Below are 21,457 nucleotides of genomic sequence, written 5' to 3'. Positions count from 1 at the left end.
TGCGGGTGCGGGGTCCCGCGGGGTGGATCACTCTGGGTGTCCCACGGACATCACGGAGTGAGGAGTGCGTATGCGTCGCCGACTGGCACGAGCTCTGGTCCCGCCGCTGGCCCTGGCGGCCGCAGTGCCCGCCCTGTCGATGGGCTCCAGTGCCCCTGTGGCTGCCGACAGCGTCGTCATAGGGGGTTTCCCCGTCGAGGCGTCCCAGAGCCCGTGGACGGTGGCCCTGTCCAGTCGTGACCGGTTCGGGGGTACGCGGGCGGGGCAGTTCTGCGGCGGCGCGGTGGTCGGGCCCACCACTGTGCTCACCGCGGCCCACTGTATGGACGAGGACGTGCTCGGCGGGCCGCCGGAGCGTGTGCGGGACCTCCGGGTCATAGCGGGGCGCACAGATCTGCAGACGGGCACCGAAGGCGTGGAGATCGCTGTGCGCAGCACCTGGGTGAACCCCGCCTACGACGGTGTCAGCCACGCCGGGGACTTCGCGGTGCTCACCCTGGCCGAACCGCTTCCCGGCGACTCGGTCATCCCCATGGCGGCCGACGGCGACCCCGCCTATGCGGCGGGTGGGGCCGCGACCGTGTACGGGTGGGGCGACACCTCGGGTGCCGGTGAGTACCCGAGCGGTCTGCGCGCGGCACGTGTGCGTGTACTTTCCGACGCTCTGTGTGAGGAGGCGTATCCGGGCGGTGCCTACGGCACCTACGACGCCGTCGGCATGCTGTGCGCCGGGGAGATCGAGGGGGGCCGGGACGCCTGTCAGGGGGACAGCGGCGGTCCGCTGGTCGCCCAGGGGCGGTTGATCGGGCTCGTGTCCTGGGGGATCGGCTGCGGCCGGGCCGGCAACCCCGGGGTGTACACGCGAGTGGCACACATCGTGCGGACGCTCGGCTGGACACGGGCCTCGGAAGGCAGGTGAGGCGTCCGGCGGAGCCTGGTGCCGACGTGGGGGACGAGGACGGGCGGTTGCCTCTGGTGACCAGAGGCAACCGCCCGTTCACCGGCCTGTGCCGGGCTGGCTCGTCGTCGGACGCGAGGTGTCAGCGCTCTTCTTCGGCGGTCGCGGGAGCGGACGTGAGCCGCTCCGTCTCGTCCTGTATCTCAGCGGCGATCTTCTTGAGTTCCGGCTCGAACTTGCGACCGTGGTGGGCGCAGAAGAGCAGTTCGCCGCCGCTGACCAGGACGACGCGCAGGTACGCCTGGGCGCCGCAGCGGTCGCAGCGATCAGCGGCCGTCAGCGGGCTCGCGGGGGTCAGAACAGTAGTCACGTCGCCTCTTCTCTAGCTCGACGAGCTGTCGTACCAGGGTCAACATCCAACCAGCCCCAAAACGTTCCCGCTCGTGGCTTTTCCTCGAAAGAATCTTTGCGAGGCGGCTGTCTGCTGCCGGTTGGCGGCGAATGTGCCGTATTGCGTGTCTATGTGTCTTACGGGGCTTCGCGTCGTATCGGTGGTCGGTCCTCCCGGCTGGGTTGCCGGTTGTTCATGAGGACGTGCCCGGAGCCTAAATGGTTCATGCCTGGAAGGGAACGTGATGTGTACTTCACTCCATCGAGGGATCGAACGTACATGCGAGTCTGGACTAGTGTGAGTTTCCGGCGAGGGTGGCGTTACAACGGCTCTACCAGGCCTCGGTACCCTCTCACCGGTGACTGAAGCCGCGCCCTTACCCATGAGGGCCCCATCTGAAATTCAGCGAGGAGCGAACCGCGTGACCGCCGAGACGTCCGTGCCGTCCACAGCTCTGCTGGCGGGAGCAGACCGGGACGGTTCCAACTACACCGCGCGGCACCTGCTCGTCCTCGAGGGGCTCGAGGCCGTACGCAAGCGCCCGGGTATGTACATCGGGTCGACCGACAGCCGTGGCTTGATGCACTGCGTCTGGGAGATCATCGACAATTCCGTCGACGAGGCCCTGGGCGGGTACTGCGACCACATCGAGGTGATCCTCCACGACGACGGCTCGGTCGAGGTCCGGGACAACGGCCGGGGCATCCCGATCGACGTCGAGCCCAAGACCGGTCTCTCCGGTGTCGAGGTCGTCATGACCAAACTGCACGCCGGCGGCAAGTTCGGAGGCGGCTCCTATGCCGCCTCCGGCGGTCTGCACGGCGTCGGCGCCTCCGTGGTGAACGCCCTGTCCGCCCGACTCGACGTCGAGGTGGACCGGAACGGGCACACTCACGCCATCAGCTTCCGGCGTGGTGTCCCCGGCGCCTTCGCCGGAAACGGCCCGGAGGCCAAGTTCGAGGCCAAGAGCGGCCTGCGCAAGGCCAGGAAGATCCCGAAGAACCGCACCGGCACACGCGTGCGGTACTGGGCCGATCGGCAGATCTTCCTCAAGGACGCCAAGCTCAACCTGGACACGCTGCACCAGCGTGCCCGCCAGACCGCGTTCCTGGTGCCCGGCCTGACCATCGTCGTGCGCGACGAGTACGGGCTCGGCGAGGGCGGCAGCAAGGGCGAGGAGTCCTTCCGCTTCGATGGCGGGATCAGCGAGTTCTGCGAGTACCTGGCGAACGACAAGCCGGTCTGCGACGTCCTCCGCTTCTCCGGCCAGGGCACCTTCAAGGAGACCGTCCCCGTCCTGGACGACCACGGCCAGATGACGCCCACCGAGGTCACCCGCGAGCTCGGCGTCGACGTCGCGCTGCGCTGGGGGACGGGCTACGACACGACGCTCCGGTCGTTCGTCAACATCATCGCCACGCCCAAGGGCGGCACCCACGTCGCGGGCTTCGAGCAGGCCGTCGCCAAGACGATGAACGAGGTGCTGCGCGCCAAGAAGATGCTGCGCGTCGCCGAGGACGACATCGTCAAGGACGACGCCCTGGAGGGCCTGACCGCGGTGGTCACCGTGCGTCTCGCCGAGCCGCAGTTCGAGGGCCAGACCAAGGAGGTCCTCGGGACCTCGGCGGCCCGCCGCATCGTGAACAACGTGGTCACGAAGGAACTCAAGGCGTTCCTGACGTCCACGAAGCGGGACGCCGCCCAGCAGGCCCGCGTCGTCATGGAGAAGGCCGTCGCCGCGGCCCGTACGCGCATCGCCGCCCGGCAGCACAAGGACGCGCAGCGCCGCAAGACGGCCCTGGAGTCGTCCTCGCTGCCCGCCAAGCTCGCCGACTGCCGCAGCGACGACGTCGACCGCAGCGAGCTGTTCATCGTCGAGGGCGACTCCGCGCTGGGCACGGCCAAGCTCGCCCGGAACTCAGAGTTCCAGGCGCTGCTGCCGATCCGCGGCAAGATCCTCAACGTGCAGAAGTCGTCCGTGACGGACATGCTGAAGAACGCCGAGTGCGGCGCGATCATCCAGGTCATAGGAGCCGGCTCGGGTCGGACCTTCGACATCGACACCGCCCGCTACGGCAAGATCATCATGATGACCGACGCCGACGTCGACGGCTCGCACATCCGCACCCTGCTGCTGACGCTGTTCCACCGCTACATGCGGCCGATGGTCGAGGCGGGCCGGGTCTTCGCTGCGGTGCCTCCGCTGCACCGCATCGAGATCGTCCAGCCGAAGAAGGGCCAGGACAAGTACGTCTACACGTACTCGGACCGTGAACTGCGCGACACGCTTATGGAGTTCCAGAGCAAGGGCATCCGCTACAAGGACTCGATCCAGCGCTACAAGGGTCTCGGCGAGATGGACGCCGACCAGCTGGCCGAGACGACGATGGACCCGCGCCACCGCACCCTGCGCCGGATCAACCTGTCCGATCTGGAAGCGGCCGAGCAGGTCTTCGACCTGCTGATGGGCAATGACGTGGCGCCGCGCAAGGAGTTCATCTCCAACTCGGCGGCGACGCTCGACCGGTCGCGGATCGACGCGTAACCGGCCCGGCAGACTGTGGTCGGGGGCGGCCGGGGCGTGTGCGCCCCGGCCGCCCCCGTAACGGTCCGGTACGCGTCCGGCGCCGCAGGCGACCGGCCGGCGGCACTGCTCGCCCGGACGTCGTTCCGGAGACCCACATCGACATCCTCTTGAGAGGGCCGGGCCCAAGGACCGTGCACAGGCGGTGCGTTACGCCCACGCGACGGGACGTGTGCGGCCACCAGCGGGTCAGTCACCTGATGGGGTGAAGAGCGGGGGGAAGAAGAGCCGGGGGCCTTCCCGTTCTGTCCATCCTTGGGCATGCAGCCAAGCAAGGGCCGTACCCGCGGCGGCGGGGCCGGTCAGGAGAGTTGGGCCGAACCTCTCGACGGTCATGACCCGGTCCAAGCCGAGGAGCCCGGACAGCCGAGGTACGAGGATCCCTGGTACGACGCCCTCGCCTCCGGCTGGGGCGAGTCGGCCGATGCCGGGGTACCCGTCCCGGCGGTGGTTCCGTGGGCGCGGACGGAGGGCGAGACGGGGGCCGCAGCGGCCGATGTCTATCTGGAAGTGCAGCGCAGTGCGGCCTTCCAGGAGGTGAGGAGGCGATACCGGAGGTTCGTGGTGCCGGCGTTCGCGGCCTTCTTCGCCTGGTACGTGGGCTACGTCGTGGCTGCCACGACAGTGCCGGAGCTGATGGCGCGGCCCGTGGCGGGAGCGGTGAACGTCGCGATGGTCGCGGGGCTCGGGCAGTTCCTGTCCACGTTCCTGCTCACCTGGGCATACGCACGGCACGCGCGGCTGCGCAGGGACCGCGCGGCGCTCGAACTGCGGTGGGACACACAGGAGCTGACGCGTGGCGTGAACGGGGGTGGGTCGTGACGGAGGAACACCAGACGCTGGCGCTGCTGCTCTTCAGCGTGTTCGTCGCGGTCACGCTGGGGATCACGACATGGGTCAGCCGCAACCGGCGTGGTTCGGCGGAGGAGTTCTACGCGGGTGGGCGGCTCTTCTCACCCATGGAGAATGGTTTTGCCATCGCGGGCGACTACATGTCGGCCGCCTCCTTCCTCGGGGTCACCGGGCTCATCGCGCTGTTCGGCTACGACGGGCTGCTGTATGCCGTCGGCTTCCTCGTGGCGTGGCTGGTGGTGCTGTTCCTGGTCGCCGAACTGGTCCGCAACTGCGGACGGTTCACGCTCGCCGATGTCGTGGCGGCGCGGATGAGGGAGCGGCCGGTGCGGATCGCGGCGGGGACGTCCTCGGTCACCGTGTCCGTTCTGTATCTGGTGGCGCAGATGGTCGGCGCGGGCAGTCTGGTGGCGTTGCTGCTCGGAGGCACGAGCGACGCGGCGCGCGCCTGGACGGTCATCGGGGTCGGCGCGCTCATGGTGATCTACGTCTCGTTGGGTGGGATGCGGGCGACTACCTGGATCCAGATCGTCAAGGCCGTCCTGCTGCTGGGCGGCACCGCCGCGCTGACGGTGCTCGTCCTGCTGCGCTTCCACGGCGACGTGGACCGGCTGCTGCTCACGGCGGCCCAGCGGAGCGGGCACGGGGAGGCGTTCCTGGCGCCCGGGCTGAAGTACGGCGGGGACTGGACCGCCCGTTTCGACTTCATCAGTCTGGGGCTGGCCCTGGTACTGGGTACGGCCGGGCTGCCGCACATCCTGTCCCGCTTCTACACCGTGCCCACCGCGCGCGCAGCCCGCAGGTCGGTCGTCTGGGCCGTCGGGCTCATCGGTGGCTTCTATCTGATGACGATCGTGCTCGGGTTCGGTGCGGCCGCCATCCTGGGGCCGGACGCGATACGAGGGTCGAACGCGGCGGGGAACACGGCGGTTCCGCTGCTGGCGCTCGATCTGGGTGGTGGGGCGGGATCCACCGGGGGGACGGTCCTCTTCGCGATCGTCGCCGCGGTCGCCTTCGCCACGATTCTCGCGGTGGTCGCCGGCATCACGCTCGCGTCCTCGGCGTCCGTGGCCCACGACCTGTACGCGTCCCTGCGGCGCCGGGGCGGGAAGCCACGCAGCGAGGTGGCCGTGGCCCGCATGGCGGCCGTCGGGGTCGGTGCGGTGGCGATCGCGCTGGGCCTGCTGGCTCGGGATCTCAACGTGGCGTTCCTGGTGGGTCTGGCCTTCGCCGTCGCCGCGTCGGCGAACCTGCCGGTGCTGCTGTACTCCCTGTTCTGGCGCGCTTTCACCACGCGGGGCGCCGTGTGGGCCGTCTACGGCGGTCTGGTCCCGGCCGTGGTCCTCGTGGTGCTGTCTCCGGTGGTCTCGGGCAGCCCCGACTCGCTCTTCCCGGGCATCGACCTCCAGTACTTCCCCCTGCAGAACCCGGGCCTGATCTCCATCCCGCTCGGCTTCCTCGCGGGCTGGCTGGGCACCGTCACCTCGAAGGAGGTCCCGGACGAGGCCACGTACGCGGAGACCGAGGTGCGGTCGCTGACCGGGGCGGGAGCGGCGTAGGCCGGTGCCTTCGGTCCACGACCGGGACGGCCACCGCCTTCGAGGTCGCGCCGGGGCCGGCGGGCGGGCGTCCTACCCGCGGGTCGCCCAGACGTAGCGGTGTTCCGGGCGGCCGGCGTCGCCGTACTTGAGGGTCAGTCTGGCCCGCCCTGTGCGTTCCAGGAGCTTCAGATAGCGCTGCGCGGTCTGGCGGCTCACTCCGGTCCGCTCGGCGATCTCCAGGGCGGACAGCGGCCCGTCCGCGCTCATCAGGGACTGGCGGACCAGCTCGGCGGTGGTGGGGGAGTGCCCTTTGGGCAGGTCGGGTTCCGAAGACGCCGACAGGGCCCCGAAGATGCGGTCCACCTCGGCCTGCTCGGCCTCCCCGCCGCCGTCGAGGGTGCGGCGCAGCTCCGCGTAGGCTTCCAGCTTGGCGCGCAGGCCGGCGAAGGCGAACGGCTTGACCAGGTACTGCAGCGCGCCGTGCCGCATCGCCGCCTGCACGGTGGAGACGTCCCGGGCCGCCGTCACCATGATCACGTCGGCCTGGTGGCCGCGCCGCCGCATCTCCTGGACGACCGCCAGCCCCGTCGCGTCCGGCAGATAGTGGTCCAGGAGCACCAGGTCCAGCCGCGGCGACGTCTCCATCACGCTCAGTGCTTCCGCGGCGCTGTGGGCCTTCCCGGCCACATGGAAGCCCGGCACCTTCTCGACGTAGGCGGCGTTGACCCGTGCCACCCTCGTGTCGTCGTCCACGACCAGGACCTCGATCATCACGATTCCTCCTCGGCGGTCTGCGGAGCTGACGGCACGGTCACGGTCAGCGCGGCCGGTCCGGGGCCCGGCTCGGTCAGCGCCTCGGGCAGGACGACGGTGAACTCCGCGCCTCCGCCGTGCGCCTCACCGACGGTCGCGCTGCCACCCTGCCGCTCGGCCAGCCTGCGCACCAGGGAGAGTCCGATACCCCGCTCCCTATGGGCCGGAGGCTTCTTCGTGGACCATCCCGTGGTGAAGATCAACTCCCGGTGCTCCGGCGGGATCCCCGGCCCCGTGTCGCGCACCCTGAGGATCGCCGTACGGCCCTCGGCGCGCACTTCGACCTCCACACGCGCGTGCGGCTTGCCGGCGACGGCGTCGAGGGCGTTGTCCACCAGGTTCCCGACCACGGTGACGAGCCCCTGCGGGTCGACCAGCCGGTCGGGCAGCCGGGTCCGGTCCGACACCCACAGGGCGACGCCCCGCTCGGCCGCGACGGTCGCCTTGCCGACGAGCAGGGCGGCGAGCAGCGGGTCCTCGATCCGCTCGGTGACCTGTTCCGCGGTGGCCCGGTGGTCACCGACCACCTCGCCGACGAACTCGACGGCGTCGTCGTACATCTCCAGTTCGAGCAGGCCCAGAAGCGTGTGCATGCGGTTGGCGTGCTCGTGGTCCTGGGCGCGCAGGGCGTCGATCAGGCCGCGGGTGGAGTCCAGTTCACGGCCCAGCTGCTCCAGCTCGGTGCGGTCGCGCAGGGTGGCCACCGCACCGCCGTCGTCGGTGGGCATGCGGTTGGCGACCAGCACCCGCTGACCACGCACGGTGAGCAGATCCGTGCCGGTGACGCGTCCGGCCAGCACATCGGCCGTACGGCCCGCGCCGAGCGCCTCGTCGGGGGAACGGCCCACCACGGTTTCGCCGAGTCCCAGCAGGCGCTGTGCCTCGTCGTTCACGAGGCGGATGCGGCCGGTGCGGTCCAGGGCGACCACACCCTCCCGGATGCCGTGCAGCATCGCCTCGCGTTCCGACAGGAGCGCCGCGATGTCCGAGAAGGCCAAATCCCGCGTCTGGCGCTGGACCCGCCGGGAGATGAGCCACGCGGCCAGCGCGCCCACGGCCAGGGCCCCGCCGGCGTACGCGAACAGCCCCGGGATCGCGTGGATCAACCGGGCCCGGACGCTGTCGTAGGCGATGCCGACCGAAACAGCGCCGACCACGGTGCCGTCGCTGTCGCGCAGTGGCACCTTGCCCCGGGCGGAGCGTCCCAGGGTGCCGCTGTCGATCTCCATGACCTCCTTGCCGGCCAGGACCCGGCCGGGGTCGGTCGATACGATGCCGCCGATCTGCCTGCTGTCCGTGTGCGACCAGCGCACCCCCCGCCAGTCCATCACCACGACGTACTCGGCCTTGGTGGCCTTCCTGATCCGCTCCGCCTCCTTCTGCACCGGGCCGTCCGGCAACGGAGGAGTGTCCCGAACCTCTTCCGCCAGCCCGGGCTGCTGCGCCGTCGTCTGCGCGATCGCGAGCGCGCGGCGCATCGCCTGGTCGTCCAGCTGGTCGCTGAGGGGCGCGAGGAACAGCCCGGTCGCGAGGACCGCGACTCCCGCGGCGATCGCCACCTGCATCAGCAGCACCTGCGAGAACACCCGCCGGGGCAGGCCGAGGCGCAGGCGGCGTGCGGGGGGAGTGGGGCTCATACCCAAGACGGTACGTGCGGCCGGCAGGCTGCCGTAGACGGGTGTGGCGTGGATCTCCAGATCAATGTCCGCACCGGCGTGATCAATGTCCGGAGCGGCGGCGACGACACCGGGCGAGGCGTCCGTGCCGGATGGTGCGCGCCGCCCGAAGAGGCAGCCGGATGGTCAGCCCGCCAGCGCCGTCGTCATCCTCACCTCGCGCACCGCCACCACGTCCATCCGCGCCGGTGAGCCCAGGACTGACGCCCCGCAGCTCTCCGGGCGGGGCGGGTGTGCCGCGCCCTGGGCCACGTCGACCTGCCAGCGGCGACCGTCGGCATGGGCGACGGTCACTTCCCAGCCGGATCCCGCGCCGGCGGTCCGGACGACGCTCAGGGCCTCGGCTGTGTACTCGCCGGTCACGGTGCGCACGGCCAGTTCGGCCGCCTGACCGGGCCGTTCCCAGGCCGAACTGCCCCGGCAGCCCTCCACGACGATCCGCCCTTCGCGCGCGCCGTGCAGGACCTCCTTGAGGGAGTGCGCCTCGGCCCGGCCGTAGGCGTATCCGTACGGCAGCACGAGCGCCGTCGGGGAGAAGCGGTGACCACCCAGATGGGTGACCTCCCAGACGCCCTCGACTCCGGACGTCGCCAGCTCGGCCGCGAGGGGCCGGCCGAGGAGGGCGCAACAGCGGTCGCGCTTGCCGTTGGTGCAGACGAGGGCGAGCGGATCGCCGTCGTGGGCCCGGCCGCCGAGCCGCGCGTCGAAGATGCGGTAGTCGCCCCGGCCGAGTGCGGCGAAGTCGAGATCGAGCAGTTCGGCGGGGTCCGACGTCGAGGCGCTGCGCAGCCACACGTTGCCCGGGACCACGTGGGCGGCGTACACCCGGCGGGTGGCGGGCATGCGGCGGTCCGCGTGGCGCCCGGGGCGGCGGATGAGCGCGATACGGACGCCCGTGTCCTTCGCGGCCGCCTCCAGGGCGCGCCCCAGAGCGGGGTCCAGATGGCTCGAAGTGAGCGCCCTGGCACCCCACGGACCGGGCTGTTCCAGCAACAGCCAGGTCCTCGCGGTGGCGGCGGTTCCCGAAACGGGCTCGTCGGTGTCCCGGGAGACGCTTGAGCACGTACTCACAGAGGTGAGCCTAACCTGACTTCGGCCGCAGCGACTTTCGGCCCCGCCCTGCTCTACTCCGGCAGTGGCTGAGGCGGCTTCGAACCTGCGTTGAGACCGCTCGGCCGCATCCGCAGCGGGCGTTCGCCGTACTCCTCCAGCGCGTGGGCGATCCAGTCCGCCGTCCGGGCCACGGCGAAGATCGTCTCGCCCGCGGCCGGGGCCATGCCGCTAGGACGCGGTGAGGACGGCGAGCGCCAGGTCCCCGTTGGCGTGCAGGCGGGTGTGGCGAGCGGCGGTCTCGACGATGTCACGCGCCTCCAGGAGGGCGGGTCCCGCGCGCGGGATCTGTTCCAGGAGAGCGAACAGGGCACGCGCGCGTGGGTCCTCGCCGGGGTAGAGCCGGTGGTCGAGGCCCGGGATGCGGCGGCCGGCGCGCAGTTCGCCCGCGATCACGGATGCCGCGTCGCCCTGGTCGAGGACGTCCTGCAGCAGCCGGTGGGCGAGCCCGCCGGCCGCGCCGTGCAGCGGGCCCTCGATCACGCCGAGCCCGACGGAGACCGCCGCGTAGGCGTGGGCACGGGCCGACGCGGCGACGCGCACCGCGAGTGTGGAGGCGGCCAGGTCGTGATCGACCAGGACGGCGGGGGCGGTGTCCGGCCGGGAACTGCACGCCGACGTGGAGTACTACGCGGGCGTGGTCATGGAACTCTGCGGCCTGCCCCGCGAGATGTTCACCCCGACCTTCGCCGCCGCCCGGGCGGTGCGCTGGAGCACCAACATCCTGGAGCAGGCGGAGGACACGAAGATCACATGGCCGGTGGCGCGGTACGTGGGTCCGGAGGCACCGGCGCCGGTACCCGCCTGAGCGAAGGCAGCGAAGGCAGCGAAGGCAGCGAAGGCAGCGAAGGCGTCGTGGGAACGTGAGAAGGCCCGGCAGTGAAAGGTACCGGGCCTTCGACGTCCGGCCGGTGGGGGACCGGTGGGATCACACGTCGGGGATGTCCACCTTCGCGTCGATGAGGGTCCTGCGGGAGACCACGACGATGCGCTCGTAGTCCGCTCTGGACGCGTCGGTGGGGAGCTTCCCGTCCAGTTCTTCGGTGAGGTCCGTGCCGATCACAGCGAACCTGCCGTCGGACAGCTCGAAGATATCGGGGCAATTGGCACCAGTCGCACTGCCCCGGGCGCTGGGAGGGGTGCCAATCCGACGGATGATGTGGCTCACTGTTCTTGCGTTCCTTTTGATCTCGAGGCGTGTGCGCACTGCGCCTGCGGTGCGATGCGGCCCTGTGGGGCCGCGGCCTCGACAACCGGGCGGCGTGGAGCGGCGGTTCGGCGGTGGTCGACCCGGTTCGCGGGATGCGCAGTAGTCAACCTTGTTGGCACCTGGGGAAACGCGCCGGTTTACGGGTTCGTTACCGCCCAGCCGTGTGATGTGTTCCGAAGAGTGATCCGCGCGGTGCCGTGCTTACGGCCGAAGCGTGGAGCTACTCGCCCGGCGGGTCCCCGACCACCCACCACTCGTCGAGGTCCGTCTCCTCCAGTTGCACGAGAAGGTCGTCGACCATACGTCCGAGCCCGGCCTCGGCGGAGGTGTCGACGAGCGTTGCCCGGTGCGGGCGGCTGGCGTACCAGTACTCCCGGAAGAGGGGGTTCTGCAGCATGCTCCGGGCGAAGCCGAAGAACTCCTCTCGGGTCATGTTGCCCATGCGGTAGTAGCACAGGGCGTTGGTGTACAGGGCGTTGGCGAAGAGGAACTGGCGCTGCTTGGCGGGGGAGACCGTGCCGTCGTAGGCGTCGAGCACCTCGGCCAGCTCGGGGTCGTCCATCGCCTTGCTCAGCAACTCCCAGTGCAGACGCTGCTGCTGAACGAAGTTGGTCCGGCGCTGCGCCTGCGCGGCCTCCTCCAGGTGCTCGATCCGGGCACGCAGAGCGTGGAACGCGGGCCATTGCAGGGCCAGGGCGACGGCGGCACCCGCCGCCAGACCCCACCCCGCCGAGGCAGTGGCCCTCAGCCCTCGAAACCCAAACTTCTGTGTGGCCATGTCAACCCCCGGTTCAGGCGGCCGTCCGCCGGTCGTCGGGGTGCGGGTCGACGGGAGGGGACCGGCGAGCGGTGGGCGGCGCTTGCCGTCTCCCAGAGTGCCGAGCGGCTCTGATCGGCAGGGAGGCGGAGAGGAGGCGCACGGAGGGAAGCGAGGGTCGCACAAACCGGCGCCATGCCCAACGTCTGCCCCGCGCGTGGTGCTAACAATCGTTCACTCAGGTCTGGATCTCATGGCTCGTATCCTGGGTCCGCATCCCCATTTTCCCTGTGTGCCGGGAACGCGAGCCGGTGCACGCGTCGGCGCGAGAGAGGTCGCACGGTGAGCCAGCCGAGTCCGAAACCGCAGCAGATCCCGGTGGTCGTCCTGGCCGGATTCCTCGGCTCGGGAAAGACCACCCTGCTCAATCATCTCCTGCACCGCAGCGGCGGCAGCAGGATCGGCGCCCTCGTCAACGACTTCGGGGCGATCGAGATCGACGCGATGGCGGTGGCGGGGGCGCTCGGCGACTCGACGGTCTCCCTCGGCAACGGCTGCCTGTGCTGTGCCGTCGACGCGAGCGAACTGGACCAGTACCTGGAGCGGCTCGCCCAGCCCTCCCTCGGCATCGACGTCATCGTCATCGAGGCCAGCGGCCTCGCCGAGCCGCAGGAACTCGTACGGATGCTGCTCGCCAGCGAGCACCCCGGGGTCGTGTACGGCGGGCTCGTCGAGGTCGTCGACGCCGCCGAGTTCGACGACACCCGGGCCAGGCACCCCGAGATCGACCGTCATCTCGCCCTGGCCGACCTCGTCGTGGTCAACAAGCTCGACCGGGCGGCGGACGGCGAACGCGTCCTGGGGCTGGTCCGGTCCCTCGTGGACCGCGCCGCCGTCGTCCCGGCCTCCTACGGCCGGATCGACCCCGAGTTCCTCTTCGACTGCCGGCCCGGCGAGGAACGCATCGGGCAGCTGTCCTTCGACGACCTGCACGAAGACGACCCGCGCGAGGACCACCCGTGCGAAGACGGCCGCACCGAAGGCGACTCCGGCGACCACCCGCACCATCACGCCGGTCACCTGCACGCCGCCTACGACAGCCTGTCGTTCGTCTCCCCGGACCCCCTCGACCCGCGTCGCCTGATGACCTTCCTGGACAGCCGGCCCGAGGGGCTGTACCGGATCAAGGGCTACGTCGACTTCGGGCCGTACGACGTCCGCAACCGCTACGCCGTCCATGCCGTCGGGCGGTTCCTGCGCTTCTACCCGGAGCCCTGGCCGGCCGGCGGCGAACGCCTCACCCAGCTGGTCCTCATCGGCTCCGGGATCGACGCCCCCGCCCTCGGCAAGGAACTGGAGGCGTGCAGGAGCGAGGCCCCACACGCCGACGACCACGGCATGTGGGGCGTCCTGCGGTACGTACGCGGGCCCGAGGAGGATCTCGCCGATCCGGCCTAGACCGGGCCGGCCACCACCGACACCGTCTTCGCCAGGGACACCCCCGAGCCGTCGCGGCGCGGATCGATGTCCGGGAGCTCGGCCGGGGTGCCGTTCTTCTGCGCGGCGAGGGCCGGGACGGGGCCCGCCCAGGCCAGGGACAGGCAGTCCTCGCCCTTCAGGAACCGCTGGCAGCGGACGCCGCCGGTGGCACGGCCCTTGCGCGGGTACTGGTCGAACGGCGTCAGCTTGGCCGTGGTCTGGACGGAGTCGTCCAGTGTGCCCCGGGAGCCCGCGACGGTGAAGACGACGGCGTCCACGGCCGGGTCCACCGCCGTGAAGGAGATGACCTTCGCGCCCTCGGCGAGCTTGATGCCCGCCACACCACCCGCGGGGCGGCCCTGCGGGCGGACCTGGGACGCCTGGAAGCGCAGCAACTGCGCGTCGTCGGTGATGAAGACCAGGTCCTCCTCGCCGGTGCGCAGCTCGACGGCGCCGACGATCCGGTCGCCCTCCTTGAGGCTGATCACCTCGAGCTCTTCCTTGCTGGCCGGATAGTCCGGCACCACGCGCTTGACGACGCCCTGCGCCGTACCGAGCGCCAAGCCCGGCGAAGACTCGTCGAGCGTGGTCAGGCAGACCACCGTCTCGTCGTCCTCCAGGGAGACGAACTCCGCCAGCGGCGCGCCCCCCGCGAGGTTCGGCGCCGCCGGGGTCTCCGGGAGCTGGGGCAGGTCGATCACGTTCAGCCGGAGCAGCCGGCCCGCAGAGGTGACCACACCCACCTCACCGCGGGCGGTGGCCGGCACCGCCGAGACGATCACGTCGTGCTTCACGCGCTTGGCGCCGGCGTCCTCCGCGAACGGCTCGCCGTTCGCCGTGCGGGCCAGCAGACCCGTGGAGGACAGCAGCACCCGGCACGGGTCGTCGGCCACCTGGAGCGGCACGGTCGCGACCGGGGCGCCGCCCGACTCCAGCAGGAGCGTGCGCCGGTCGGTGCCGAACTTCTTGGCCACCGTGGCCAGTTCGGAGGAGACCAGCTTGCGCAGCTCCGTGTCCGAGTCGAGGATCCGGGTGAGCTCCTCGATCTCCGCGTTGAGGCGGTCCTTCTCCGACTCCAGCTCGATGCGGTCGTACTTGGTCAGACGGCGCAGCGGCGTGTCGAGGATGTACTGCGTCTGCACCTCGCTCAGCGAGAACTGCTCCATCAGGCGCTGCTTGGCCTGCGCGGAGTTCTCGCTGGAGCGGATCAGACGGATGACCTCGTCGATGTCCAGCAGGGCCGTCAGCAGACCCTCGACCAGGTGCAGCCGGTCACGCTTCTTGCCGCGACGGAACTCCGAGCGCCGCCGCACCACGTTGAAGCGGTGGTCGAGGTAGACCTCCAGGAGCTCCTTCAGCCCCAGCGTGAGCGGCTGGCCGTCGACCAGGGCCACGTTGTTGATGCCGAAGGACTCTTCCATCGGCGTCAGCTTGTAGAGCTGCTCCAGGACCGCCTCCGGCACGAAGCCGTTCTTGATCTCGATGACCAGACGCAGGCCGTGCGCGCGGTCGGTGAGGTCCTTGACGTCGGCGATGCCCTGGAGCTTCTTCGAACCGACCAGGTCCTTGATCTTGGCGATGACCTTCTCGGGGCCGACCGTGAAGGGCAGCTCCGTGACGACGAGGCCCTTGCGCCGGGCCGTCACCGGCTCCACCGACACCGTCGCCCGGATCTTGAACGTGCCGCGGCCGGACTCGTAGGCGTCCCGGATCCCGGACAGACCGACGATGCGGCCGCCGGTGGGCAGGTCGGGGCCCGGGACGTGCTTCATCAGGGCGTCGAGATCCGCGTTCGGATACCTGATCAGGTGGCGGGCGGCGGCGATGACCTCGCGCAGGTTGTGCGGCGCCATGTTCGTGGCCATGCCGACCGCGATGCCCGAGGCTCCGTTGACCAGCAGGTTGGGGAAGGCGGCCGGCAGGGCAACCGGTTCCTGCTCCTGGCCGTCGTAGTTGGGGTTGAAGTCGACGGTGTCCTCGTCGATCGACTCCGTCATCAGGCTCGTCGCCTCGGCCATCCGGCACTCGGTGTACCGCATGGCGGCCGGCGGGTCGTCGTTGCCCAGCGAGCCGAAGTTGCCGTGGCCGTCGACCAGGGGGACCCGCATCGAGAAGGGCTGGGCCATGCGCACGAGGGCGTCGTAGATCGACGCGTCGCCGTGCGGGTGCAGCTTGCCCATCACCTCGCCGACGACACGAGCGCACTTGACGTATCCGCGCTCGGGACGCAGCCCCATCTCGCTCATCTGGTAGACGATGCGGCGGTGCACCGGCTTGAGGCCGTCGCGTGCGTCCGGCAGGGCGCGGGAGTAGATCACCGAGTACGCGTACTCGAGGAAGGAGCCCTGCATCTCGTCGACGACGTCGATGTCGAGGATCCGCTCCTCGTACGAGTCGTCGGGCGGCGGGGTCTTCGTGCTGCGGCGGGCCATCGCTGCCGGCTCCTCCTGTTACTGGTCGCTCGCCTATGGGGCGTTCATGTCGGTGACGCGACGTCGACCGTACTCAGCCCGTCGGGCCTGCGCGCGCTCGCCCTCTCGTCACCGGCCGCCCCTGCGGCTCGCTCATGCTGCTGCGATCCGGATCTGACGCCGACCATTGTGGACCGCCGCACTGACAACCGGGACCAGGGGCCGGTCCAGGACGCCTCTCGCGCTGTCCGGCCCCAGGTCGCCGCCGGGAACTTCACCAGGGCTTCGCGCGCTTGCATACAGTGGCAGGACCGGCAGGAATCCGCGGTCTGAACAACCGCTCTTCGATCGAAGGGACGTACATGCCCATGGGTCACACGGCCACAGCCCAGGCAGGCTCCGGAGGCCTGACAGCGACCGAGCACCGCCTGGCCAACGGCCTGCGCGTGGTGCTCTCCGAGGATCACCTGACCCCGGTCGCGGCGGTGTGCCTCTGGTACGACGTCGGCTCACGCCACGAAGTCAAGGGGCGTACCGGCCTGGCTCACCTTTTCGAGCACTTGATGTTCCAGGGGTCCGCCCAGGTCAAGGGCAACGGCCACTTCGAGCTGGTCCAGGGCGCGGGCGGCTCGCTGAACGGCACGACCAGCTTCGAGCGGACCAACTACTTCGAGACCATGCCCGCCCACCAGCTGGAACTCGCGCTGTGGCTGGAGGCCGACCGCATGGGCTCCCTGCTGGCCGCGCTCGACGACGAGTCGATGGAGAACCAGCGGGACGTCGTCAAGAACGAGCGCCGCCAGCGCTACGACAACGTTCCCTACGGCACGGCCTTCGAGAAGCTGACCGCCCTCGCCTACCCGGAGGGCCACCCCTACCACCACACCCCGATCGGCTCGATGGCCGACCTGGACGCGGCGACCCTGGAGGACGCGCGCGCGTTCTTCCGCACCTACTACGCGCCGAACAACGCCGTGCTCTCCGTCGTCGGCGACATCGACCCGGAGCAGACCCTCGCCTGGGTCGAGAAGTACTTCGGCTCCATCCCCGGTCACGACGGCAAGCCCGCCCCGCGCGACGGGTCGCTGCCGGAGACCATCGGCGAGCAGCTGCGCGAGGTCGTCGAGGAGGAGGTCCCGGCGCGCGCGCTGATGGCCGCCTACCGGCTGCCGCACGACGGCACGCGCGCGTGTGACGCTGCCGACCTCGCCCTCACCGTCCTCGGCGGCGGTGAGTCCTCCCGCCTCTACAACCGGCTCGTGCGGCGCGACCGTACGGCCGTGGCGGCCGGCTTCGGCCTGCTGCGGCTCGCCGGGGCGCCCTCCCTGGGGTGGCTGGACGTGAAGACGTCCGGTGACGTGGAGGTTCCGGTCATCGAGACCGCCATCGACGAGGAGCTCGCCCGGTTCGCCGAGGAGGGCCCCACCGCCGAGGAGATGGAGCGCGCCCAGGCCCAGCTGGAGCGCGAATGGCTGGACCGGCTCGGCACGGTCGCGGGCCGAGCCGACGAACTGTGCCGGTACGCCGTGCTGTTCGGCGACCCGCAGCTCGCCCTGACCGGCGTCCATCGCGTGCTGGAGATCACGGCGGAGGAGGTCCAGGAGGTCGCCAAGGCCCGCCTGCGGCCCGACAACCGCGCGGTGCTCGTCTACGAGCCCGTCGCCGACGAGACCGACGACGCCGAGGACACCGCAGCCGCGGCCACCGACGAGAACGAGGAGGCGGCCAAGTGACCGAGCTCGCCACGATGGACTTCCACCCCCGGCCGCAGGCGGGCGAGGCCCGGCCCTGGGCCTTCCCGGCACCCGAGCGGGGCACGCTCGACAACGGCCTGACGGTGCTGCGCTGTCACCGCCCCGGCCAGCAGGTCGTCGCCGTGGAGGTGCTGCTGGACGCCCCCCTGGACGCCGAGCCGTCCGGCCTCGACGGTGTGGCCACGATCATGGCCCGGGCCTTCTCCGAGGGCACCGACAAGCACTCCGCCGAGGAGTTCGCCGCCGAGCTGGAGCGCGCCGGCGCCACCCTCGACGCGCATGCCGACCACCCCGGCGTCCGGCTCAGCCTGGAGGTGCCGGCCTCCCGGCTCGCCAAGGGGCTGGGCCTGATCGCCGACGCCCTCAGGGCGCCCGCGTTCGCCGACAGCGAGGTGGAGCGGCTGGTCCGCAACCGCCTCGACGAGATCCCCCACGAGCTGGCCAACCCCTCCCGCCGCGCCGCCAAGGAACTCTCCAAGGAGCTGTTCCCGGCGGGCTCGCGAATGTCGCGGCCCCGGCAGGGCACCGAGGAGACGGTCGCCACGATCGATTCCGCGGCCGTACGCGGCTTCTACGAGAAGCACGTCCGCCCCGCCACGGCCACCGCGGTGGTGGTCGGCGACCTCACCGGCATCGACCTCGACGCCTTGCTCGGGGACACCCTGGGCGCCTGGACGGGCTCCTCGGCCGAGCCGCGCCCCGTGCCGCCGGTGACCGCCGACGACACAGGCCGGGTCGTCATCGTGGACCGCCCGGGTGCCGTCCAGACGCAGCTGCTGATCGGCCGGATCGGCCCGGACCGGCACGACCGCGTGTGGCCCGCGCAGGTGCTCGGCACCTACTGCCTCGGCGGTACCCTCACCTCCCGCCTGGACCGCGTCCTGCGCGAGGAGAAGGGCTACACCTACGGCGTGCGGGCGTTCGGCCAGGTCCTCAGGTCCGCCCCGGACGGCACGGGTGCCGCGATGCTCGCCATCAGCGGTTCCGTGGACACACCCAACACCGGCCCCGCCCTGGAGGACCTCTGGACGGTGCTGCGCACCCTCGCCGCCGAAGGTCTGACCGACGCCGAGCGGGACGTCGCCGTGCAGAACCTGGTCGGCGTGGCGCCGCTGAAGTACGAGACGGCGGCGGCGGTCGCGAGCACGCTGGCCGACCAGGTCGAGCAGCACCTGCCCGACGACTACCAGGCCACCTTGTACCGGCAGCTCGCCGCCACGGGCACCGTGGAGGCCACGGCGGCGGCCGTGAGCGCGTTCCCGGTGGACCGTCTGGTGACGGTCCTCGTCGGTGACGCGACGCAGATCAAGGCGCCGGTGGAGGCCCTCGGCATCGGCGAAGTCACCGTCGTCGCCGCCGAGTAGCGGCACGCGCGCGCAGGGGCCCTGGCCGCCTTCCAAGGCGCCAGGGCCCCTTTATGCCCGAATTGATACGGAGGTTGCCCGTCTGCCCTGTGGGATGCGCTACAAACACCGGGATTCGTTTGGGAATTGAAAGTGGCGCCGTTTAGCGTCATCCGGGCTGTTCGTCAGGCAGTGCGCCGCACCCGCGGCACCGGACAGTCATCGCCGAGTCCCCGTACGGCGCGAGCCAGGGGAGCCGGGGACCCATCGCAGTCCCTGGGGTGAATCGGGCGCCCGCGCGAGTCGCGAGGGAGTCCGTAGGAGACCTTCCTGCTCCGAACCCGTCAGCTAACCCGGTAGGCGAGAGGGAAGGAAAGGACCAGCCATTCCATGGCGTTCACTCGCGCCGCCGGCAAGCACCGTCGTCCCAGCAGGATCCAGCGCGGCACCGCCCGCGCGGCGGGCGTCGCGGCCCTCGCCACCACCGGCGTGATCGGCACCGTGGCGGCCCCCGCGGCCTTCGCCACCGAGCCCACCGCCGAGCAGACGGGCCTCACCCCGGTCGTCACCATGGGCGACACCGTGGCCCAGCAGATCGACGCCCAGGCCATCGCGCAGCAGCAGGCCGCCGACGAGGCCGCCGCCAAGCAGAAGGCCGAGGAGGCCGCCCGCGAGCGGGCCGCGGAGGCCGCCAAGAAGGCCAAGGAAGCGGCCGAGAAGGCCCGTGAGGCCAAGGAACGCGCCGCCCGCGAGGCCGAGCGCAAGCGTCTCAACACCTACGTGTCCCCGATCTCCGGCTCGTACGTCTCCACCGGCTACAAGACCAGCAGCGGCCTGTGGTCCTCCGGCAGCCACACCGGTGTCGACTTCCATGCCGCCACCGGCACCTCCGTCCACGCGGTCGGCGCGGGCACCGTCGTCGAGGCCGGCTGGGGCGGCTCCTACGGCAACCAGATCGTGATCAAGATGACCGACGGGACGTACACCCAGTACGGCCACCTGTCCTCCATCGGCGTCTCGGTGGGCCAGCAGGTCACCCCCGGCCAGCAGATCGGCCTGTCCGGCGCGACCGGCAACGTCACCGGCCCGCACCTGCACTTCGAGGCCCGCACGAGCCCGGAGTACGGCTCGGACATCGACCCGGTCGCCTACCTCCGCTCGCACGGCGTGAACGTCTGACCGACACCTCGTCGCCGTCCCCGAAGCCCCGGCTCCCCGAGCCGGGGCTTTCGGCGTTCACGGCGGCGGGCTGTCCAAAAAATATCCATGGATTCCCGCCTGCCGTCGGAAATTCCGGCTCATTGCAATAGAGTCACGGAACACGCGCCGGTCGCCGGCGTTTCACGGGGATTAAGCGGAGGTCGGGCATGCGTATTCCCGCGCACTCGGTGTGCACGGCCATCCGGGACGACATCGTCGCGGGTGTCCACGCGCGCGGCAGCCGGCTCACCGAAGAACTCCTCGCGCGCCGCTACGGCGTCTCGCGGGTCCCCGTCCGCGAGGCGCTGCGCACCCTGGAGGCCGAGGGCTTCGTGGTGACCCGTCGGCACGCGGGCGCGTGCGTGGCCGAGCCCACCGAGCAGGAGGCCGCCGACCTGCTGGAGATGCGCATGTTGCTGGAACCGCTCGGCGCGGCCCGGGCCGCCCAGCGCCGCACCGAGGCGCATCTGAAGGTCCTGCGCGGGCTGGTCCGGCTGGGCCAGGAGCGGGCCCGCCGGGGCACCAGCGACGACCTGCGCTCCCTGGGCGGCTGGTTTCACGAGACGCTCGCCCAGGCCTCCGGCAGTCCCGCGCTGACCTCGATGCTCACCCAGCTCCGCCACAAGATCGCATGGATGTACGCGGTGGAGGCGCCGCTCAGCCCCGTGGAGTCCTGGACCGAGCACGGCGCGATCGTGGACGCGGTGGCGCGTGGGGACGCCGAGCGCGCGCGGGCGGTCACGGCGCTGCACACCGAGCGCGCGACGGGCGCCCACCGCCTGCGCCTCGTCTCCGCCGGGGAGCGCGCCGAGCGTGTGAGGAACTCGCAACATCCCGTAAACACGTCGAGCCTGCGGCATTAACACGACAGCCGTATACAAAGAGAGCGGCTAATTCGACGGGGCCTATTCAAGCTGCCCTGATTCGAGAATTCCTGCCGGAGGTCCGGGAATGGCGAAGGGCCCGCCCGGTGAATTCGGACGAGCCCTTCGCTGTACGCCCGATAGGGCGCCCGGGAAATCAGACGGTCTCGGGAAGCTCTTCGAGACCCTCGGAGACCAGCTTGGCCAGCCGGTCAAGGGCGGCGTCCGCGCCCTCGGCGTCGGAGGCGAGGACGATCTCCTCGCCACCCTGGGCGCCGAGACCCAGGACGGCCAGCATCGAGGCCGCGTTGACGGGCTTGCCGTCTGCCTTGGCGATCGTCACCGGGACGCCTGCGGCCGTGGCGGCTCGGACGAAGATGGAGGCGGGACGGGCGTGGAGACCCTCGGCCCAGCCGACGTTGACGCGGCGCTCAGCCATGTGTTGCTGCCCTTCGCTTTTCAGGGTTGTCTAGACCAGTTTCCCATACCGTGAAGCTGTGCCGGAAGCGGTCCTCCAGGACCGTCCCGGGGTGCCGTCGGATCGCGGCCTCGACCCGACTGACGCCCTCCACAGA

The 21,457-nt window shown here is 70.8% G+C and carries 17 protein-coding genes, 2 pseudogenes and 1 riboswitch; of the genes and pseudogenes, 10 read left to right on the top strand and 9 right to left on the bottom strand.

Going from position 1 to position 21,457, the window contains the following annotated elements; all coding sequences use genetic code 11:
* Positions 1–70: 70 nt before the first annotated feature.
* Complete coding sequence (locus ACIQHQ_RS33320) at positions 71–919, top strand: S1 family serine peptidase (protein ID WP_402619280.1); 849 nt, start codon at positions 71–73, stop codon at positions 917–919.
* A 121-nt stretch (positions 920–1,040) separates the two neighbouring features.
* Here ACIQHQ_RS33320 and ACIQHQ_RS33315 read toward each other — a convergent pair whose 3' ends face one another.
* The gene (locus tag ACIQHQ_RS33315) at positions 1,041–1,268 is read right to left on the bottom strand and encodes a hypothetical protein (RefSeq protein WP_352115672.1); all 228 of its coding nucleotides are present in this window, start codon (positions 1,266–1,268) and stop codon (positions 1,041–1,043) included.
* Between the two features lie 442 nt (positions 1,269–1,710).
* Here ACIQHQ_RS33315 and ACIQHQ_RS33310 point away from each other — a divergent pair, with 442 nt between their 5' ends.
* The 3 genes from ACIQHQ_RS33310 (at position 1,711) to ACIQHQ_RS33300 (ending at position 6,284) form a co-directional block, all read left to right on the top strand.
* Positions 1,711–3,834 (top strand): type IIA DNA topoisomerase subunit B, encoded by a 2,124-nt coding sequence (locus ACIQHQ_RS33310; protein ID WP_402619276.1) that lies wholly within the window; start codon positions 1,711–1,713, stop codon positions 3,832–3,834.
* Positions 3,835–4,134: 300 nt separating this feature from the next.
* Positions 4,135–4,695, top strand: a complete 561-nt coding sequence (locus tag ACIQHQ_RS33305) for a DUF485 domain-containing protein (protein ID WP_402619273.1) — start codon at positions 4,135–4,137, stop codon at positions 4,693–4,695.
* Positions 4,692–6,284, top strand: coding sequence for a cation acetate symporter (locus ACIQHQ_RS33300; RefSeq protein WP_402619271.1), 1,593 nt, complete (start codon positions 4,692–4,694; stop codon positions 6,282–6,284). Before ACIQHQ_RS33305 ends, ACIQHQ_RS33300 begins: the two co-directional genes overlap by 4 nt.
* 72 nt (positions 6,285–6,356) lie before the next feature.
* Here ACIQHQ_RS33300 and ACIQHQ_RS33295 read toward each other — a convergent pair whose 3' ends face one another.
* The 4 genes and pseudogenes from ACIQHQ_RS33295 to ACIQHQ_RS33280 form a co-directional block, all read right to left on the bottom strand.
* Positions 6,357–7,037, bottom strand: a complete 681-nt coding sequence (locus tag ACIQHQ_RS33295) for a response regulator (protein WP_402619479.1) — start codon at positions 7,035–7,037, stop codon at positions 6,357–6,359.
* Positions 7,037–8,716: an ATP-binding protein gene (locus tag ACIQHQ_RS33290; RefSeq protein WP_402619268.1), complete on the bottom strand. Its 1,680-nt coding sequence runs from the start codon at positions 8,714–8,716 to the stop codon at positions 7,037–7,039. Before ACIQHQ_RS33290 ends, ACIQHQ_RS33295 begins: the two co-directional genes overlap by 1 nt.
* 165 nt (positions 8,717–8,881) lie before the next feature.
* The gene (locus ACIQHQ_RS33285) at positions 8,882–9,826 is read right to left on the bottom strand and encodes a sucrase ferredoxin (RefSeq protein WP_402619265.1); all 945 of its coding nucleotides are present in this window, start codon (positions 9,824–9,826) and stop codon (positions 8,882–8,884) included.
* A gap of 53 nt (positions 9,827–9,879) precedes the next feature.
* Positions 9,880–10,462 (bottom strand): annotated as a pseudogene (locus ACIQHQ_RS33280) (citrate/2-methylcitrate synthase); the annotation flags it as partial.
* Position 10,463: 1 nt separating this feature from the next.
* Here ACIQHQ_RS33280 and ACIQHQ_RS33275 point away from each other — a divergent pair.
* Positions 10,464–10,673, top strand: a pseudogene (locus tag ACIQHQ_RS33275) (citrate/2-methylcitrate synthase); the annotation flags it as partial.
* 120 nt (positions 10,674–10,793) lie between these two features.
* On the opposite strand, the gene ACIQHQ_RS33270 reads toward ACIQHQ_RS33275, so the two are convergent.
* Together ACIQHQ_RS33270 and ACIQHQ_RS33265 are read right to left on the bottom strand one after the other, a co-directional pair.
* Positions 10,794–11,021, bottom strand: coding sequence for a hypothetical protein (locus tag ACIQHQ_RS33270; RefSeq protein WP_402619476.1), 228 nt, complete (start codon positions 11,019–11,021; stop codon positions 10,794–10,796).
* Positions 11,022–11,295: 274 nt separating this feature from the next.
* Positions 11,296–11,853: a DUF6082 family protein gene (locus tag ACIQHQ_RS33265; protein ID WP_402619262.1), complete on the bottom strand. Its 558-nt coding sequence runs from the start codon at positions 11,851–11,853 to the stop codon at positions 11,296–11,298.
* Between the two features lie 321 nt (positions 11,854–12,174).
* On the opposite strand from ACIQHQ_RS33265, the gene ACIQHQ_RS33260 reads away from it, so the two are divergent.
* Positions 12,175–13,290, top strand: coding sequence for a CobW family GTP-binding protein (locus tag ACIQHQ_RS33260; protein WP_402619259.1), 1,116 nt, complete (start codon positions 12,175–12,177; stop codon positions 13,288–13,290).
* On the opposite strand, the gene ACIQHQ_RS33255 is transcribed toward ACIQHQ_RS33260, so the two are convergent.
* Positions 13,287–15,743 (bottom strand): DNA topoisomerase (ATP-hydrolyzing) subunit A, encoded by a 2,457-nt coding sequence (locus tag ACIQHQ_RS33255; protein WP_402619257.1) that lies wholly within the window; start codon positions 15,741–15,743, stop codon positions 13,287–13,289. The genes ACIQHQ_RS33260 and ACIQHQ_RS33255 overlap by 4 nt on opposite strands.
* A gap of 341 nt (positions 15,744–16,084) precedes the next feature.
* Here ACIQHQ_RS33255 and ACIQHQ_RS33250 point away from each other — a divergent pair, with 341 nt between their 5' ends.
* The 4 genes from ACIQHQ_RS33250 to ACIQHQ_RS33235 all read left to right on the top strand — a co-directional run bounded on the left by ACIQHQ_RS33250 (position 16,085) and on the right by ACIQHQ_RS33235 (position 20,882).
* Positions 16,085–17,455 (top strand): M16 family metallopeptidase, encoded by a 1,371-nt coding sequence (locus ACIQHQ_RS33250; RefSeq protein WP_402619255.1) that lies wholly within the window; start codon positions 16,085–16,087, stop codon positions 17,453–17,455.
* Positions 17,452–18,840 carry a M16 family metallopeptidase gene (locus ACIQHQ_RS33245; RefSeq protein ID WP_402619252.1) on the top strand — a complete coding sequence of 463 codons (1,389 nt, stop codon included), beginning with the start codon at positions 17,452–17,454 and terminating at the stop codon, positions 18,838–18,840. Before ACIQHQ_RS33250 ends, ACIQHQ_RS33245 begins: the two co-directional genes overlap by 4 nt.
* A gap of 192 nt (positions 18,841–19,032) precedes the next feature.
* A riboswitch (cyclic di-AMP (ydaO/yuaA leader) is annotated at positions 19,033–19,197 on the top strand.
* A gap of 12 nt (positions 19,198–19,209) precedes the next feature.
* Positions 19,210–19,998, top strand: coding sequence for a M23 family metallopeptidase (locus ACIQHQ_RS33240; RefSeq protein WP_402619250.1), 789 nt, complete (start codon positions 19,210–19,212; stop codon positions 19,996–19,998).
* A gap of 188 nt (positions 19,999–20,186) precedes the next feature.
* Positions 20,187–20,882, top strand: a complete 696-nt coding sequence (locus ACIQHQ_RS33235) for a GntR family transcriptional regulator (RefSeq protein ID WP_402619247.1) — start codon at positions 20,187–20,189, stop codon at positions 20,880–20,882.
* Positions 20,883–21,039: 157 nt separating this feature from the next.
* Here ACIQHQ_RS33235 and ACIQHQ_RS33230 read toward each other — a convergent pair whose 3' ends face one another.
* A complete protein-coding gene (locus ACIQHQ_RS33230; protein WP_033308341.1) occupies positions 21,040–21,321 on the bottom strand; it encodes an HPr family phosphocarrier protein in 282 nt (93 codons plus the stop codon).
* Positions 21,322–21,457 lie beyond the last annotated feature (136 nt).

The organism is Streptomyces sp. NPDC092370 (assembly GCF_044755265.1).
GTDB lineage: Bacteria > Actinomycetota > Actinomycetes > Streptomycetales > Streptomycetaceae > Streptomyces.
The sequence above is the reverse complement of the archived record's forward strand: the minus strand, read 5'-3'. Positions and strand labels throughout refer to the sequence as shown.